Consider the following 15,538-nt stretch of genomic DNA (forward strand, 5'->3'; position numbering starts at 1 on the left):
CGCTTCATAAAAAATTATTTCAGAATAATGGGTTAATTGACACATCAACTATATGACATTATGGGAATAAAGGGGAGATGGCCTTTCCGAAGAATTTCCTTACCTTCAGAATCGTAGAGTAAAAATTTTGAGAAATTTGATTTAAGGGCTTTATAATAGTCCTTTACAGTGATAAAATATCCTTGTAAGCGTTTTATACGAACAAATTTTACTATTCTTCCATAATATGAACTGGAATGAATACATGATATCCAAATAATACTAAGTGGCAAATCAGTTGGAGGTTTTTCACGATGAAAAAGCAATCGACCAATCAAGGTGGACCATGGCAATCGTTTTATGGACCCAATCTTGGCTATGTGATCGAAGTGTATGAAGAATATCTGCAGGATCCCGATGCAGTAGATCCCGAGCTGAAAGAACTTTTTGATCAATGGGGCCCCCCGAAAGCTGAAGACGTACAAGTCCTGGCAGATGCCCAATCAGCTGACGCTTCGTTTTCCCTGCCGGCGCAGCCGACAGAACTGAGCAAGATGGTGGCGGCCGTCAAATTGGCCGACAACATCCGTACATATGGCCATCTGGCAGCCGATATCAACCCTCTTAACGATCGGGAGAAGGATACGAGAAGAATTGATCTTTCCGAATTCGACCTGACCGAAGAGGATCTTAAGAAGATACCGGTTGATTTCCTATGCCCGAATGCACCGGAACATGTCACGGACGGACTGCTGGCCATCAAACACCTGAAGAAGGTGTATACGAAAAAACTTGCCTATGAATACGCACATGTGCACGAGCTCGAAGAAAAGAACTGGCTGCGCGAGAAAATCGAGTCTGGTCAGTTCTTCCCGAAATTGACAAAAGATCAGAAGCTGCTCCTTTTAAGAAGGCTTGCCGAAGTGGACGGGTTTGAAAAATTCATCCACCGCACCTTTGTCGGGCAGAAGCGCTTTTCAATCGAGGGTCTTGATACGATGGTTCCCCTTCTTGACGAGATGGTACGGCACTCCGTTGAGGCCGGTGCCAAGACGGTCAATATCGGCATGGCTCACCGAGGTCGCCTGAACGTCCTCGCCCATGTAGTCGGAAAACCGTATGAAATGATCTTCGCTGAGTTCCAGCACGCACCAAGTAAAGACCTCATCCCATCAGAAGGTTCTATCGGCATCACATTCGGATGGACCGGTGATGTGAAATACCATCTTGGGGCAGACCGAGAGATATCACCTCGTCAGCTTCCCACAGCCCGCGCGAGGGTGACGCTTGCCAATAATCCGAGTCACCTTGAAGTGGTGAGCCCAATCGTTGCCGGTTACACAAGGGCAGCACAGGAGACGAGGGAAGATAAGGGGTATCCGGAACAATCCCCTGAAACGTCCTATGCCATCATGATCCATGGTGATGCTGCATTCCCTGGTCAGGGTGTCGTGGCCGAAACGCTCAACATGAGCAGGCTCCGCGGGTACGGTACAGGCGGATCGATTCATCTGATCGCCAATAACATGATCGGATTTACAACGGAAAGCAGGGATTCCAGATCGACGAAATACGCATCCGATACGGCAAAGGGCTTCGAGGTGCCGATCGTCCATGTTAATGCCGATGATCCGGAAGCATGCCTGACGGCAGCGGTCCTAGCGTATGAATACCGTAAAACGTTCGGTAAGGATTTTGTTATCGACCTGATCGGGTACCGCCGCTTCGGACACAATGAGATGGATGAGCCAATGGTCACGAATCCGTTAATGTACAAGATCATCCACAAACATCCGAATGTAAAGGAACTCTTCGCAGAAAAATTGCTTTCCGAAGGAATCGTCAATAAAGACGAAATCGCTGCAATGGACAAAGAAATCGAAGACATGCTGAAGGCTGCCTATGATAAGGTCCCGGCAAAAGATGATGATCCCGACACGGTCCTCGCTCCGCCTGAAGATGTTGCAAATGGCCTGCCTGAGATCAAAACGTCGGTCGATCTTGCCACCATGAAAGGCTTGAACGATGAAATGCTTCAGTGGCCGGAAGGATTCACTGTCTTCAAGAAGCTTGGTAAAATCCTTCAGCGGAGAGGCCTCGCCTTTGAAGGGAAAGGGAAGATCGATTGGGCCCATGCAGAGACCCTTGCATTTGCAAGCATCCTGAAGGATGGGACGCCGATCCGCCTTACCGGTCAGGATTCTGAAAGGGGAACGTTCGCCCAGCGTCATCTGGTTCTTCATGATGAGCAGTCGGGTGAAGAGTACATCCCCCTTCATAACCTGAAAGATACACATGCTTCATTCGTTGTTCACAACAGCCCGCTTACCGAGACGGCCGTTGTCGGATACGAGTACGGTTATAACGTATTTGCCCCGGAAACCCTGGTTCTATGGGAGGCACAGTTCGGGGACTTCTCCAACATGGCACAGGTGATGTTCGATCAATTCATCTCCGCTGGCCGTGCTAAATGGGGACAAAAATCGGGGCTGGTCCTGCTTCTCCCGCATGCCTATGAAGGGCAGGGGCCGGAGCATTCCAGCGCACGTATGGAACGTTTCCTCCAGCTGGGCGGTGAGTATAACTGGACCGTTGCGAACTGTTCGACTTCGGGTCAGTACTTCCACCTGTTGAGAAGGCAGGCAGCCATCCTCCAGAAAGAAGAGGTAAGGCCGCTTGTGGTCATGACACCGAAGAGCCTGCTCAGGAATCAACATGCGTCCGTTACAGCAGAAGAATTAGCCGGAGGGGAGTTCCATTCCGTCCTCGAACAAAAGGGAACGGGTGAAAATCACGAAGCCGTAGAGCGCATCATCCTCGGAAGTGGTAAAATCACCATTGATCTTGAAGAAAAACTTGGAGAAATGGAAGGTCTGGATTGGCTTCATATCCTTCGTGTGGAGGAAGTGTATCCATTCCCGAATCAGGAGATCGCTGCCATTCTGGACAGATACCCGAATCTGAAAGAGATTGTCTGGATTCAAGAGGAACCGAAGAATATGGGGGCATGGTCATTCGCAGAACCGCGCCTGAGGGAACTTGCACCTGATGGAGTAAGCGTTCATTATGTCGGCAGAAGAAGGCGGTCAAGTCCTTCTGAAGGGGAAGCGACCGTACACAAAAAAGAACAATCACGTATCCTGAACGAAGCGTTAACCCGATAAGAAAGAGGAGGACATCACAGTGGCAGAAATCAAAGTTCCAGAATTAGCAGAATCCATTACAGAAGGTACGATCGCCCAGTGGCTGAAACAGCCGGGCGATTACGTGGAAAAAGGCGAATATATCGTAGAGTTGGAAACCGATAAAGTAAACGTGGAAGTCATCTCTGAAGAAGCGGGAACGATCCAAGAACTGAAAGCCGAAGAAGGAGATACCGTTGAGGTTGGCCAAGTCATCGCTGTCGTCGGTGAAGGCGGGGAAGCCCCGGCCCCATCCAAGGAAAAAGCGGAGGAGAAAGCCGAAGCTCCTGAACAGAAGGAACAAAAGCAGGAACCGGCCAAAGAAGAGCCTGCTGCAGCCGAAAAGAAAAATCGTCCGATTGCTTCGCCTGCTGCACGCAAGCTCGCTAGGGAAAAAGGGATCGATCTTTCCGACGTGCCGACCGATCCTCTTGGAAGGGTGCGCAAGCAGGATATCGAAGCCTATGGAAACAAGCCTGCTTCAGCTCCGGCCAAGCCAGCGCCAGAAGCTAAAAAAGCGCCTAAATCCGATAATGGTAAACCGGTTGAGCGCGAAAAAATGTCACGCCGCCGCCAGACCATTGCTAAGAGGCTTGTTGAAGTTCAGCAGACGGCTGCCATGCTTACGACATTTAACGAAATCGATATGACGGCTGTAATGGAGCTCAGAAAGCGCAAAAAGGACAAATTCTTTGAAGACCACGATGTAAGACTCGGATTCATGAGCTTCTTCACAAAAGCGGTTGTTGCTGCCCTTAAAAAGTATCCATACGTGAATGCTGAAATCGATGGAGATGAAATCGTACTCAAAAAGTTCTATGATGTCGGTGTTGCCGTCTCGACTGAAGATGGACTGGTCGTTCCGGTGGTCCGTGACTGTGAGCGCAAAAACTTTGCCGAAATCGAAGGGGAAATCATGGAGCTTGCAACCAAAGCAAGGAAAAACAAGCTTGCCCTTGCCGATCTCCAAGGTGGATCTTTCACCATCACCAATGGCGGTGTCTTCGGATCACTTCTTTCCACTCCGATCCTGAATGGACCTCAAGTAGGGATTCTAGGAATGCACAAGATCCAGTTGCGTCCGATGGCAATCGACAAGGATACAATGGAAAACCGTCCGATGATGTACGTGGCCCTATCCTATGATCATAGAATCATAGATGGCAAAGAAGCAGTAGGCTTCCTTGCCATGGTGAAGGAACTGCTTGAAAATCCTGAAGATCTTCTTCTTGAAGGCTGATCCTGATTTTTAACTGAATGGATGAATGTATTGCCGGTGCCCCAGGGGGGCATCGGATTTTTTTGCACTAAACCTTGTATAAATGCATAAAATATGATTAAACCCAATAGTTTTGGTCAAGGGAAAAAGAGGTGATGGAAGTGAAGAAAAAGGTATACTACTATTCTTATTTGTTTCATAAGCTTGGAATCATCGAGGAAGAACAATGGAAGAAAGCAAGTAAAGGCAGGTCCCCTTCACAAAAATAAAAGGTGAAGACAAATTTGTCTTCACCCTTCCCATTCAACGTCTCATCACGATTTCCTAAAAGGCCTCAGTCCACGGTTTCGAATTTCTTTCTTCAGGAGCATAATCCAATCCTGATCATTCCCCTGCTTTTCAGCATTCCGATACGCTGCGACCAACTGTTCATTACTTAAGATTTTCATGAGCAACCTCCCAGGAAATGTTTAAAATATAGAATGTTCTATATTTTCTATTTATTCTACATACATTCACCGTGTTTGAAAAGGGGTATTTTGAAAATACAACTTAAGTCGGGTTTTGACACGAATTGTTGAAATGTGTTTAAACCAGATGGATTTGGGGTAAGGGTGTGATCCCGATATTCAGTGGTAAGCACGTAGAGTCGTTAGAGTAAAAGATGGGCTTCCTTCCTTTTGTGTTTGAAAATTCTAATTTTTATGATAATATTACTCACGTAAGAACAGTATGTACATATTGGGGAGGGGTTGTATGTGGCGGTTTTAACGAAAACAATCGGGACACTTCTGGAAGAAAAGGCGGCACTTTTCCCGGAACGGGATGCGGTGGTTTATGCGGACAGGGGGTTGAGATGGAGCTATTCCCGCTTTGACGAACTTTGCCGTCAAGCAGCAAAAGGATTCATGGAACTTGGCATCAATAAAGGAGATCATATGGCCATCTGGGCGACAAACACCCCTGAGTGGCTTATCAGTCAGTTTTCCACCGGGAAGATGGGGGCTGTCCTGGTCACGGTGAATACCAATTATCAAAGGGAGGAACTGAAGTACCTGCTGGACCAGTCGGATAGCAGCTCCATCATACTGATGGAAGGTTACCGAACAACCTCTTATATCGAGATGCTCTATGATATTTGCCCGGAACTCAAAACTTCAGTACCAGGTCAGCTGGAAAGCGCTACGCTGCCGAAGTTGAAGAATGTCATCGTCCTCGGAGATCAGCGCTATCCCGGTACCTATTCCTGGGACGATATCATGAAGCTCGGAGAAGGGGAGGGCGACGAACGGCTGAACGCACGGATGGCCGAGTGCAAACCTGATGATGTGATCAATATGCAGTATACTTCCGGTACTACAGGGTTTCCTAAAGGAGTGATGCTCACCCACTCCAACATTGTGAATAATGGATACAATATCGCAAGGTGCATGGATCTGACTGAAAAGGATCGATTATGCATCCCGGTTCCATTTTTTCACTGTTTCGGTTGTGTGCTTGGAACGATGGCATGTGCTTCCGTAGGGGCCGCGATGATACCCGTGCAGGAATTCAATCCATCAGAAGTCCTCCGCACAGTGGAATCTGAACGGTGTACAGCGTTACACGGGGTTCCGACGATGTTCATTGCTGAGTTGAACCTCCCAGAGTTCAACGAATATGATCTTTCAACGCTCAGAACCGGTATCATGGCAGGAAGCAATTGTCCGGTGGAGGTGATGAAGGGGGTAATGGAGCGGATGGGAGCTGAAGAAATCACCATCGCTTATGGCCAAACGGAGTCTTCCCCGGTCATCACACAGACCCGGACGGATGATCCATTGAATGTGAAGGTGGAGACGGTCGGCCGGGCCCTTCCCGATGTCGAAGTGAAAGTCATCGATCCTGCCACAGGAGAATCCCTTGGTCATGGTCAACAGGGGGAACTGTGCACACGCGGTTACCACGTGATGAAGGGATATTACAAAAATGAACAGGCGACCTCCCTGGCCATCGACGAAGAAGGATGGCTCCACACTGGAGATTTGGCCATCATGGATGAAGAAGGGTACTGCAGGATCACGGGAAGACTCAAAGATATGATCATCAGGGGCGGTGAAAATATTTATCCAAGGGAAATCGAAGAGTTTCTATACTCCCATCCAAAGATCCTCGACGTACAGGTCACCGGTGTACCGGATGAAACGTTTGGAGAAGAAGTGATTGCATGGGTGATCCTCAAGCCGGGTCAATCCTGCACATCAGAGGAAATCCGCGATTTTTGCAAAGGGAAGATTTCTCGGTTCAAAGTGCCGAAATTCATTGAGTTCATTGATTCGTATCCCATGACAGCGTCAGGGAAAATACAGAAATTCCGTTTGCGGGAAATGGGTGAGAAGGCCATTTCGCACACGAATAAAATGTAATCGCTTTCTTTTGTGGGTAAGGGCATTGGGTCGTCTTACGGGACTCCATTGCCCTGTTTCTGTGATATCATGAAGAAGCAGATTATAATGAATTCAATCCGTGGAGGAATTTCTATGCTCGTATTCGTTTATGGAAACTTAAGAAAGCATGAACGCCATCATGCGCTTTTACAAAATCCCCGAACCATTTCACATCAAGCGTACGTCGATGGGATACTCCTTGAATCAGTGGAGGGACACCCGGTCATGAAGGACGGAAGGGAGAAGGTGTACGGCGAATTGTATGAGGTCGACCCTTCCGTCATCGATCAGCTCAATAAGACGAAAGAAGCGATCCCGGCCAAGGCCATCAAGAAGGAAGCAACCGTTTATACCGACCACGGAAGCTATGTGGCTACCGTATTTACAGCAGCATCAGAAGACGTACAGGGTTCAACGATTCCTTCGGGTGATTGGAAAGTAAAGAATTTCCTCGCACACAGGCCGTCCGACATCCTATATTTCGCCTACGGATCCTGTATGGACGAGGAACGGTTCAGAAAAGCAGGGGTCCACGTCCACTTTCAGGACTGCCTTGGAGCTGGAATTGTACAAGATTTCAGAATGGATTACTCTTTTGTCGTGGATGACGGGGGCAGGGGGGATATCACGGAAGTTCCTGGAGAGGCGATGGAAGGCGTGGTCTATCGAGTCAATCAGGAAGCCGTCGACTACCTATTTGAAAGGGAAGGGGTTCTCCCCGGATGGTACCGCCCGGCTTTCCTTGATGTGATGATTGATGGAAGGGTACATAACAATGTCCTTACGTTCATCGTGAAACGGAAATCACCTGAAACCCTTCCGCCGGAACATTACGCCCTTGAGATCCTGAGGGGAAGCCATCCTTATGTAAGCGACAGCTATCATCGTAGACTGCAAGATCAGCTCTTGGGACTTGGAATGGACGAAAAACGTCTTCATGCCATGCTTCAGAAGATACCGACGTTGAATCGGGATCCTGCCTGAGTGCGTGATGCTGAAATGCTGACTACTGCAATGTCTGTTGCTGCGGTCCATCTGTATGACATCGTCTTGAGGTCCACGATTTCTGTACGAAGATATATGTGACCGAATCATCGCCATCCTAATTGTAGGCCGTGTAAAGCGGACGGCAAGGTTTCTTCCTGGAGTATTGAACTCAGAAGAAGATAAGACTATACTAGTAACATAGTCAAGATCAGGAAGGGGATACAACAATGATCCATCATACATGGACCGGGAATGAAACAGGAAGAAAAGTGAAGTGCCTACATACGAATGCGGCAAAATATACAGTGGAACATGTATTGGTTCCAGGGAAAGTATACGACTTAAAAAATGAATCCGAAGATTACTACTTCGTCATCGACGAAAGCGGTAAGATGGGCGGATTTTACAAAGAGTACTTTGAAGTACTGTAAGGATCAAAGCTGATGCTTTTCATTCTCTGAAAGCATCAGTTTTTTTATGTGGAGGTGAAGGGATGAGCAGAGTCAAACGGTCAATACGGGCAGGCGATCTTTCTGAGGTGATCAGCTTGATCCATGACTATGAAGAAACCGTATATGGAAAAGTACAAACCAGTTTGAAGATGATCAGGGACTTGGTACTCAAGACGGGAAGAGAAGATAAGGTCGGGCTATGGATCCATGATGTGCTGAAGGGGGTGTCGTTTCTCACTCATCGGGATCATCGTCTCCCATCGCTGTTATTGACCGTGAGAGACAAGGGGACAGAAGGCTACATTGAAGATCTGATCGAATCCCTGATCGAATCGGGAAAACGCTGGAAAGCAGGGAGTGCCGAAGAGAAGAGCATTATCATTTCCGCCAATACGCCTGAAGAGCGGACTGCTTTCGAGAAAGCGGGATTTTCCGCCGGAAGACACTGGCATCAGATGAGCAGGGAACTCACTGGGATGTCTGTACCGGACGATCCGTACCTTGTCCGTCCGTTCATTCCCGGAAGCGATGAACATGCTCTCTATGAAGCCTACGAAACGATTTTTGCCGATCACTATGACTATCATCCTTCCACATGGGAAGAGTTCAATCAGCGGTTTTTCACCCCGGAAGTTTCAACCGATCAGTGGCTCCTCATGATCGATAAGGAAAATGTGATCGGATTTGTCCTTTCACGTGCTGATGATGAAACAAGGATCGGGGAAATATCCCATTTAGGCATGAAAAGGGAATGGCGGAGAAGGGGACTGGGACGATAGTTGTTACATCGAACATTTGACGGGCTGCACCGTGCGGGCATGACTCATGCGGCGCTGTTGGTTGATAGTGACAGCCCGACTCGTGCAGCACTGCTTTATAAAAAAGCGGGCATGACCATTCAACGGACCTTCACCAGATATGATTTGTCCCTTTAAGCATCTTCCTTTTGCAGTGCTTGTTTCATTTCGATACAATAGTTCCATGGATAATCAGAAAGGATGACAACAGTGAACGTAACACAACTACCAGATGAAATTGCCCGCTTGATCGAAGAACGAAAGCGTACCTTCCATAATGAAAAAGACCGGTCATTGGTCAGAAAGGGAGGGTATACCTCCAGCGAAGATTTTATAATCGAAGACTGCCTGACATCGCTGACCCTTGGAAAGAATCTTCTATTGAAGGGACCGACCGGATCGGGGAAGACAAAGCTCTCCGATACCTTATCTTCCATGCTGTCACAACCGATGCACAGCATCAATTGCTCCGTTGACCTGGATGCAGAGGCTCTTCTGGGGTACAAGACGATTGCAGAAAAGGACGGCAAGAGCGTAATTGAATTCATTGAAGGTCCTGTCATACAGGCGATGAAAAAAGGACATCTCCTTTATATAGATGAGATCAATATGGCGAAGCCTGAAACGCTTCCGATCCTGAACGGGGTCCTCGATTATAGGAGAAGCATAACAAATCCTTTCACAGGTGAAGTCATCAAGGCCGAACCGAGCTTCGGTGTCATTGCGGCCATCAATGAAGGGTATGTCGGGACCGTCCCGATGAATGAAGCCCTGAAAAACCGGTTTGTGGTGGTGGACGTGCCATATATTGAAGGAGATACATTAAAAGCGGTCATAGCCGCTCAAAGCTCCCTTACGGATCCTAAAGTAGTGGACCGGTTCGTCCAGCTCGCTTCAGACTTGATGGTACAGGTGAGGAACGGACAGGTATCAGAAGAAGCAGCTTCCATACGTGCCCTCCTTGACGCGTGTGACCTGGCGGTGCACCTGCCGGCAAAGCGGGCCATCCGACGGGGAATCATAGATAAATTGGAAGATGAAAGGGAAAAAGCGGCAATCGAAAACATTGCCGATACACTATTCGAATGAGGGGTTAATCATGCATCGATTTATACAATTCAATGATGAGCGCATCGATTCCTTTCTGTTCATGGAGATGGCGGATCTCGCCAAAACCCTCTCAAAGAATGGTGAAATGTCCTTGAAATATGGTCCATTTTCCTATCTCGATCCGAAAAATGAAGTCGTCTATGTCAGTCACTTCTGGGATCACCGGGATAAAAGGGACGAGACATATGGGTTAAAAAGCGATGTGTATCTTCGCACGATCGGGAATCTTGGACACACAGAAATGAAAACGGTGGAACGCTATCTTCGAGCAATCGACCGATCACCCGTGAAGCGCTTTGCCAAACAGCTCTTTGTGATCGGGGAAGAAGTAAGACTCGAGGAAATCTGCAAATCGGAGCGACCTGGTACGAAGGCATCATTCAGTGTAAGGAGAAGGATCTATCGGCAATTTTTTGATGCGCAGCTAAAAGTGAATTTGACGAAAAGTGTATTTACAGATGCTTTATTCAACCAGCTGTTTTTGCTCCTTCATGCACAATCACCGCTGGAGGAAGCGACGGCCATTTCGGATGAGATCGATCTCATGATGCCATTTCTCCAGCGGCAGCTATCCCTTCTATACGAAACGAAATCCACCTCCGACGTTGTGAAGGTGTGTATGGAGATGGTCGAGGTATGTGAAGACGTGTTGAAGAAGGACATGCTGAATGAATACTTCCATCTCCCGGAAGATGTATATGCTGATGAGGCGGACCAGACGTTTGATGATCTGAAACGCCGGGATCCCCTTGTGAACGAAGATGTTCTTGAGGAGGAGAGTACAGGGGAAGAGGAAATCATGGATGAGGAGTTCCGCACCTGGCATCGGGAATCCGAAGAGAAAGGGGAATCATTCCTGCAATTCGATCTGGATCAGGGAAGTTCCTCCGATCTCATGGGAGAAGGTGTACGGGAAGGAGAAGACGGGGATCAGGCCATGGCCATGGTACAGGGTACATCCAAACAAACCGACCGTGAGATCTACGAGACTCCTAAAGCGGTCGATCAGGAGCATGAAGAGCGTGGCATGGGAGATCACCCGTATGGAAAGGAAAATCGTTATGCAGAAGCGGTCTTTCTTGCTCCAGATGTACCATCTTCAGAAGACAAGGCAGCCTACGGTGTGAATAAGGCAGCGGTATTTACCTATAAGAAAAAGCTCCAGAAGATGATCGAAAAGACTCTGGAGCATAAAAGGATCCAGCCAAGAACGGATCTCCACTTCGGCAGGTTGAATAAAAAACTCCTGAGGCTCCTTACAGATGATGTGCCCAGATTGTTCTACAAAAAACATGATCCTTCCACCGAGCTGGACGCCGTATTCTCCCTGCTGGTGGATTGTTCGGGCTCCATGTTCGATAAAATGGAAGAGACAAAGCTTGGAATCACATTATTCCACGAATCCTTGAAAGGTGTCAGGGTGCCACACGAAGTTGTGGGGTTCTGGGAAGATACCAATGCCGCTACTTCCCATTCTCAACCCAATTATCTTAAGCCTGTCCTGGAATTCCAATCTTCCTTGAAGCCATCCAGTGGTCCTGAAATCATGCAGCTTCAACCTGAAGAGGACAACAGGGACGGATTCGCCATCAGATTGATGACAGATCGGATCCTTCAAAGAGGGGAGAAGCAGAAGTTCCTGCTGGTCTTCTCAGACGGAGAGCCGGCTGCCATGGATTATGAGCAAAACGGCATCGTTGATACCCATGAGGCCGTCCTAGATGCACGAAAAAAAGGCATCGAAGTCATCAATGTATTCCTCGCCAGCGGTGAAATTGACGAAGGTCAGCGCAAAACGATTCAGAACATATACGGGAACTACAGTATCCTGGTGTCGGATGTATCAGAGCTACCTGATGTTCTGTTCCCACTCCTGAGGAAACTGCTGATCAGCAGCATTTAAGGTTGTGCCCATCAGCGGGTTACGGTGACGTCCGTCTCGAGGGGACGTCCGTGACCCAGGGCGGGATACGACCCATGCAAAAACCGGGCGATCATTGGATCGCCCGGTTTTTTTGATCGTTTATTTTCTGATTTCGATGAGTTTTTGCTTCAGTTCCTGCTCCATCGTAACCATTTCCTGTTCGGCCTGCTGGCGCTTCTGTCGCCCTTCTGCCTGGATGGCCAACGTTTCTTCAATCGTTGTAATAAGGTTTTCCTGCGTTTTTTTCAACGTCTCGATATCGATGATTCCACGCTCATTTTCCTTAGCGGTTTCAATGCTGTTGACTTTCAACATCTCGGAGTTCTTCAGAAGGAGATCATTGGTCGTTTGCGATACCTGCTTCTGAGCCGTGACGGCTTTTTGCTGATTCAGCAGGGTAAGGGCAATGGCAATCTGATTTTTCCAAAGCGGGATGGCCGTGAGGACCGACGCCTGGATTTTCTCTGCAAGTGCCTGGTTGGTGTTCTGGATAAGACGGATCTGAGGTGCGGATTGAATCGTCATCTGCCTGCTCAGCTTAAGGTCGTGGATTCGCTTTTCCAATCGGTCAAGAAACTGGGTGGTGTCATTGACTTCCTGGTATAAGAGCTCGTCGCCGGTTTCTTCTGCCTTTTTCCTGAGTGTCGGAAGGAGGGTACCTTGAATTTCATCCCGTTTATATTCAGCCGCTGCAATATACATATTGAGGGCGTGGAAGTAGTCTTTATTTTTTTCATACAGCGTCTCAAGGAGTCGATTGTCGTCCATCAGGGTCTTTTTAGAATGCTCGAGCCTGACCGAGATCCTGTCGATCTGTGATCCGATCTTCTGATACTTGGAAAGGACTTCCTGAATGGATGATGAGACCTTACGGAACAACCGTTTAAAGACTCCTTTTTGCTTTGAATTCAATTCGTCGGGGTTCATGAGCTCCAGTTTCTTCATGAGGTCCCCGAGCACGTCACCAATCGGTCCGATATCCCGTTTTTGAACGTGATCGAGCATGGAATTCGAAAAATTGGAGAGCTGGGATTGAGCGGCCGTCCCGTACTTCAGGATGGCCTCATAATCTTTATAATCGATCTGTTCTGCGAGCTGCTTCGCCTTTTGCTGCTGCTCTTCTGGCAGGCGCTCCATGAGGCAGTTGGCCTTCTGAGGCTGAGGGGTGAGGCCTTCATCGAAGGGATTGGATAATAGCTGATCAAGTTCCGAGTATTCTTTGCGTTGTTCCATGGGGTGGTTCCTCCAGTCGTCATCATTTTATCGTCTTTTGTTCTTCCAATCTTTTCTTTGCAAAATCCAATTCAAAGTGAAGGGTGTCCATGTCATCGGCCAGTACCTTGCGCAGATCCTGCTCCAGTGAAAGGGAGAGTTCATCAAGGGTGGTCTTCGTCTGTTGAAGGGATTTGAATGCTTCCTTGTCCTTACCTGGTTGGGACGCAAGAAACGTATACTTTTCGGTGATTTCAACAACGGAATCAAGGTGATAGTAGAAGAACGACTCTGCCTTGAAGAACCGCCGGGGCTCCCGTTTGGCAAGCTGGTAGATCCTCTTGCTCAATCGACTCAACTCAAGGATCTGCCTGAAGGCACCCAGTGATCTGACCTTGAGCTGCTGCCTTTGCAATCTGTTTATTTTAAGTTTAGCTTCTTTTAGGTTCCTGGTGATGAAGATATATTCCCTGCGGGTGATGCCATTCTTCTTAAGCCACAGATGCTTTTGGATCTGCTTCGTGGAATAGAAGGCGAGAAAGCTGGTGCCGACGGCTGCCGCGACAGAAATGAAAAAACCGAGGTCGAATGCCAGTAGATAGGTGAAGAATCCGGCTGCTCCAGCACTCCAGCCGATACCTGTTCTCGTTAAGACTTGTAGAAATGTATTCATCTCATCTACCCCTTAAAAAATATGCTGACTGTCTATACGTTCCGGTGATAAAAAAAGTTTCATCTGCTGTCTCTATTGTAGAACAATCGCAGTGAAATTGGAAATCCGTAACCCTTGCGACCGCAAAATATGTCATTATCTGACAGGATTCTTTCAATTTCTTAACAAATCACTGGGAATAGTGTTTAAGCACTTCAATTTTTTGATAGAATGATTGAGGTGTAAACATTGAAATGACAGGTGAGTGGACATGATGAAACGAATCGCAGCAGCCGCTTTATTATTCGGCTTATGTTCTGCAACGACAGCGACTGCCGAAGAGGCACCCGCAAAAAAACCAACAAATGTCTACAGCGAGACCGCTGTAGTTTTGGATACGAATACAGACAGCCTCCTTTATTCTAAAAATGCTGAGAAGAAAATGTACCCGGCTAGCATCACCAAAATCGCTACAGCCATCTATGCAATCGAGCACAGTGCCCTAGATGAAGAGGTGACAATCAGCCGAAAGGCAGCCAACACCGATGGATCGACCGTGTACCTGGAAGAAGGGGAAAAGATGAGCATGGAACAGCTGCTCGAAGGACTGCTCATCAATTCCGGGAATGACGCCGCAGTGGCCATTGCGGAGCATGTTGCAGGATCGGAGGATGAATTTGTCGATAAACTGAATACGTTCTTGAAGGAAAAGGCAGGAGTGGAGCACACCCACTTTACAAACGCCCATGGATTATTCGACAAAAATCACTATACGACAGCCAAAGATATGGCAGAAATCACACGCTATGCCATGCAGAATGACACATTCAGAAGTCTTTTCGGCATCCAATCTATGGATTGGTCTTCAGAAAGCTGGGATACCACATTGTACAATGCACATAAGATGGTGAAGGGGGAGCTTCCATACCCTGAGGTGACCGGCGGAAAGAACGGATTTGTTGATGAATCCAGGCACACGCTTGTAACTACGGCGGAAAAAGATGATGTCTCCCTTGTCGTCGTGACGATGAAGGCTCAATCAAAGCCGGCCATATATGATGATACGAAGAAACTACTCGATTACGGACTGGACAGGTTCACTTCGAGTTACATTCCGAAGGATACCGTTTTCACATTCGATGGGAAGCGTTTCAGGCTTCCAAGCGATTTTCATTATACCCAGCCGACCAACGGCCACATCAGTGAGAAAATGAGCGAAGACGGGCTTTTGACGCTGTTCAACAAAGAGGGGGACGAGATCACGTCTACAAAATTGGAACGGATTGACGCCTCCTCAAATCTGCAAGAGGATCATGCCCTTGCAACCAATGGGCCAGGCACCGTTCACAACGGCTCTCCTGAAAAAGGGTATATCATGCTACCCTTTTATCTCTATCTCATCATCATGGTCATTGCAGGTACAACCTTTATCAGAAGAAGAAATGCTCAATAGTCCATCCTAATGAAAAAACGAAGCTTGGACTAAACTAAACAGGTACCAGTTCATGACGGACACAATCAGTCTAGGTTCTTCATGCCGCTCATGATTTCCGTGCAAGACTTCTCTTTCCACGGGTAGCCCGTGAGCCTCCCCGGCA

Annotated in this window: 13 protein-coding genes; 10 read left to right on the forward strand and 3 right to left on the reverse strand. The window is 47.8% G+C overall.

The window, feature by feature from the left end; genetic code table 11:
- Window positions 1-293 precede the first annotated feature (293 nt).
- Both ACNA6I_RS04780 and odhB read left to right on the forward strand, forming a co-directional pair.
- Window positions 294-3,143, forward strand: coding sequence for a 2-oxoglutarate dehydrogenase E1 component (locus ACNA6I_RS04780; protein WP_416312998.1), 2,850 nt, complete (start codon window positions 294-296; stop codon window positions 3,141-3,143).
- A gap of 19 nt (window positions 3,144-3,162) precedes the next feature.
- Window positions 3,163-4,401, forward strand: a complete 1,239-nt coding sequence (odhB, locus tag ACNA6I_RS04785; protein ID WP_252264772.1) for a 2-oxoglutarate dehydrogenase complex dihydrolipoyllysine-residue succinyltransferase — start codon at window positions 3,163-3,165, stop codon at window positions 4,399-4,401.
- Between the two features lie 293 nt (window positions 4,402-4,694).
- Here odhB and sda read toward each other — a convergent pair whose 3' ends face one another.
- Window positions 4,695-4,829, reverse strand: coding sequence for a sporulation histidine kinase inhibitor Sda (gene sda / locus ACNA6I_RS04790; protein ID WP_048003790.1), 135 nt, complete (start codon window positions 4,827-4,829; stop codon window positions 4,695-4,697).
- Between the two features lie 303 nt (window positions 4,830-5,132).
- On the opposite strand from sda, the gene ACNA6I_RS04795 reads away from it, so the two are divergent.
- From ACNA6I_RS04795 to ACNA6I_RS04825, 7 genes are all read left to right on the forward strand, one after another.
- Entirely contained in the window at window positions 5,133-6,785 is a 1,653-nt protein-coding gene (locus ACNA6I_RS04795; protein ID WP_156184465.1) for an AMP-binding protein, read from the forward strand.
- Between the two features lie 114 nt (window positions 6,786-6,899).
- Window positions 6,900-7,790 carry a gamma-glutamylcyclotransferase gene (locus tag ACNA6I_RS04800; protein ID WP_048003788.1) on the forward strand — a complete coding sequence of 297 codons (891 nt, stop codon included), beginning with the start codon at window positions 6,900-6,902 and terminating at the stop codon, window positions 7,788-7,790.
- Between the two features lie 230 nt (window positions 7,791-8,020).
- Window positions 8,021-8,224, forward strand: a complete 204-nt coding sequence (locus tag ACNA6I_RS04805; protein ID WP_048003787.1) for a DUF6501 family protein — start codon at window positions 8,021-8,023, stop codon at window positions 8,222-8,224.
- A 62-nt stretch (window positions 8,225-8,286) separates the two neighbouring features.
- Window positions 8,287-9,024, forward strand: coding sequence for a GNAT family N-acetyltransferase (locus ACNA6I_RS04810; protein ID WP_416312999.1), 738 nt, complete (start codon window positions 8,287-8,289; stop codon window positions 9,022-9,024).
- Window positions 9,025-9,180, forward strand: a complete 156-nt coding sequence (locus ACNA6I_RS04815) for a hypothetical protein (protein ID WP_416313000.1) — start codon at window positions 9,025-9,027, stop codon at window positions 9,178-9,180. It begins immediately after the preceding gene.
- A 63-nt stretch (window positions 9,181-9,243) separates the two neighbouring features.
- The gene (locus tag ACNA6I_RS04820; protein WP_063191600.1) at window positions 9,244-10,131 is read left to right on the forward strand and encodes an ATP-binding protein; all 888 of its coding nucleotides are present in this window, start codon (window positions 9,244-9,246) and stop codon (window positions 10,129-10,131) included.
- A gap of 10 nt (window positions 10,132-10,141) precedes the next feature.
- On the forward strand, window positions 10,142-12,055 hold the full coding sequence (locus tag ACNA6I_RS04825; protein ID WP_416313001.1) for a vWA domain-containing protein: 1,914 nt from the start codon (window positions 10,142-10,144) through the stop codon (window positions 12,053-12,055).
- A gap of 120 nt (window positions 12,056-12,175) precedes the next feature.
- Here ACNA6I_RS04825 and ACNA6I_RS04830 read toward each other — a convergent pair whose 3' ends face one another.
- Window positions 12,176-13,309 carry a toxic anion resistance protein gene (locus tag ACNA6I_RS04830; RefSeq protein WP_416313002.1) on the reverse strand — a complete coding sequence of 378 codons (1,134 nt, stop codon included), beginning with the start codon at window positions 13,307-13,309 and terminating at the stop codon, window positions 12,176-12,178.
- 22 nt (window positions 13,310-13,331) lie between these two features.
- Window positions 13,332-13,961 carry a 5-bromo-4-chloroindolyl phosphate hydrolysis family protein gene (locus ACNA6I_RS04835; RefSeq protein ID WP_048003782.1) on the reverse strand — a complete coding sequence of 210 codons (630 nt, stop codon included), beginning with the start codon at window positions 13,959-13,961 and terminating at the stop codon, window positions 13,332-13,334.
- A 250-nt stretch (window positions 13,962-14,211) separates the two neighbouring features.
- Between ACNA6I_RS04835 and ACNA6I_RS04840 the strand changes: the two genes are divergently transcribed.
- Window positions 14,212-15,393 carry a D-alanyl-D-alanine carboxypeptidase family protein gene (locus ACNA6I_RS04840; protein ID WP_053072382.1) on the forward strand — a complete coding sequence of 394 codons (1,182 nt, stop codon included), beginning with the start codon at window positions 14,212-14,214 and terminating at the stop codon, window positions 15,391-15,393.
- The last annotated feature ends 145 nt before the right edge of the window (window positions 15,394-15,538 follow it).

It is taken from the genome of Rossellomorea sp. FS2 (assembly GCF_047915635.1).
Lineage (GTDB): Bacteria > Bacillota > Bacilli > Bacillales > Bacillaceae_B > Rossellomorea > Rossellomorea marisflavi_A.

Excerpts from the sequence above, each read along its gene's own strand:
- ACNA6I_RS04800 (WP_048003788.1), top strand. The coding sequence starts at position 6,900 with ATGCTCGTATTCGTTTATGGAAACTTAAGAAAGCATGAACGCCATCAT.
- ACNA6I_RS04820 (WP_063191600.1), top strand. The coding sequence starts at position 9,244 with ATGACAACAGTGAACGTAACACAACTACCAGATGAAATTGCCCGCTTG.
- ACNA6I_RS04780 (WP_416312998.1), top strand. The coding sequence starts at position 294 with ATGAAAAAGCAATCGACCAATCAAGGTGGACCATGGCAATCGTTTTAT.
- ACNA6I_RS04830 (WP_416313002.1), bottom strand. The coding sequence starts at position 13,309 with ATGGAACAACGCAAAGAATACTCGGAACTTGATCAGCTATTATCCAAT.
- ACNA6I_RS04810 (WP_416312999.1), top strand. The coding sequence starts at position 8,287 with ATGAGCAGAGTCAAACGGTCAATACGGGCAGGCGATCTTTCTGAGGTG.
- ACNA6I_RS04840 (WP_053072382.1), top strand. The coding sequence starts at position 14,212 with ATGATGAAACGAATCGCAGCAGCCGCTTTATTATTCGGCTTATGTTCT.
- ACNA6I_RS04805 (WP_048003787.1), top strand. The coding sequence starts at position 8,021 with ATGATCCATCATACATGGACCGGGAATGAAACAGGAAGAAAAGTGAAG.
- ACNA6I_RS04825 (WP_416313001.1), top strand. The coding sequence starts at position 10,142 with ATGCATCGATTTATACAATTCAATGATGAGCGCATCGATTCCTTTCTG.
- ACNA6I_RS04835 (WP_048003782.1), bottom strand. The coding sequence starts at position 13,961 with ATGAATACATTTCTACAAGTCTTAACGAGAACAGGTATCGGCTGGAGT.
- sda (WP_048003790.1), bottom strand. The coding sequence starts at position 4,829 with ATGAAAATCTTAAGTAATGAACAGTTGGTCGCAGCGTATCGGAATGCT.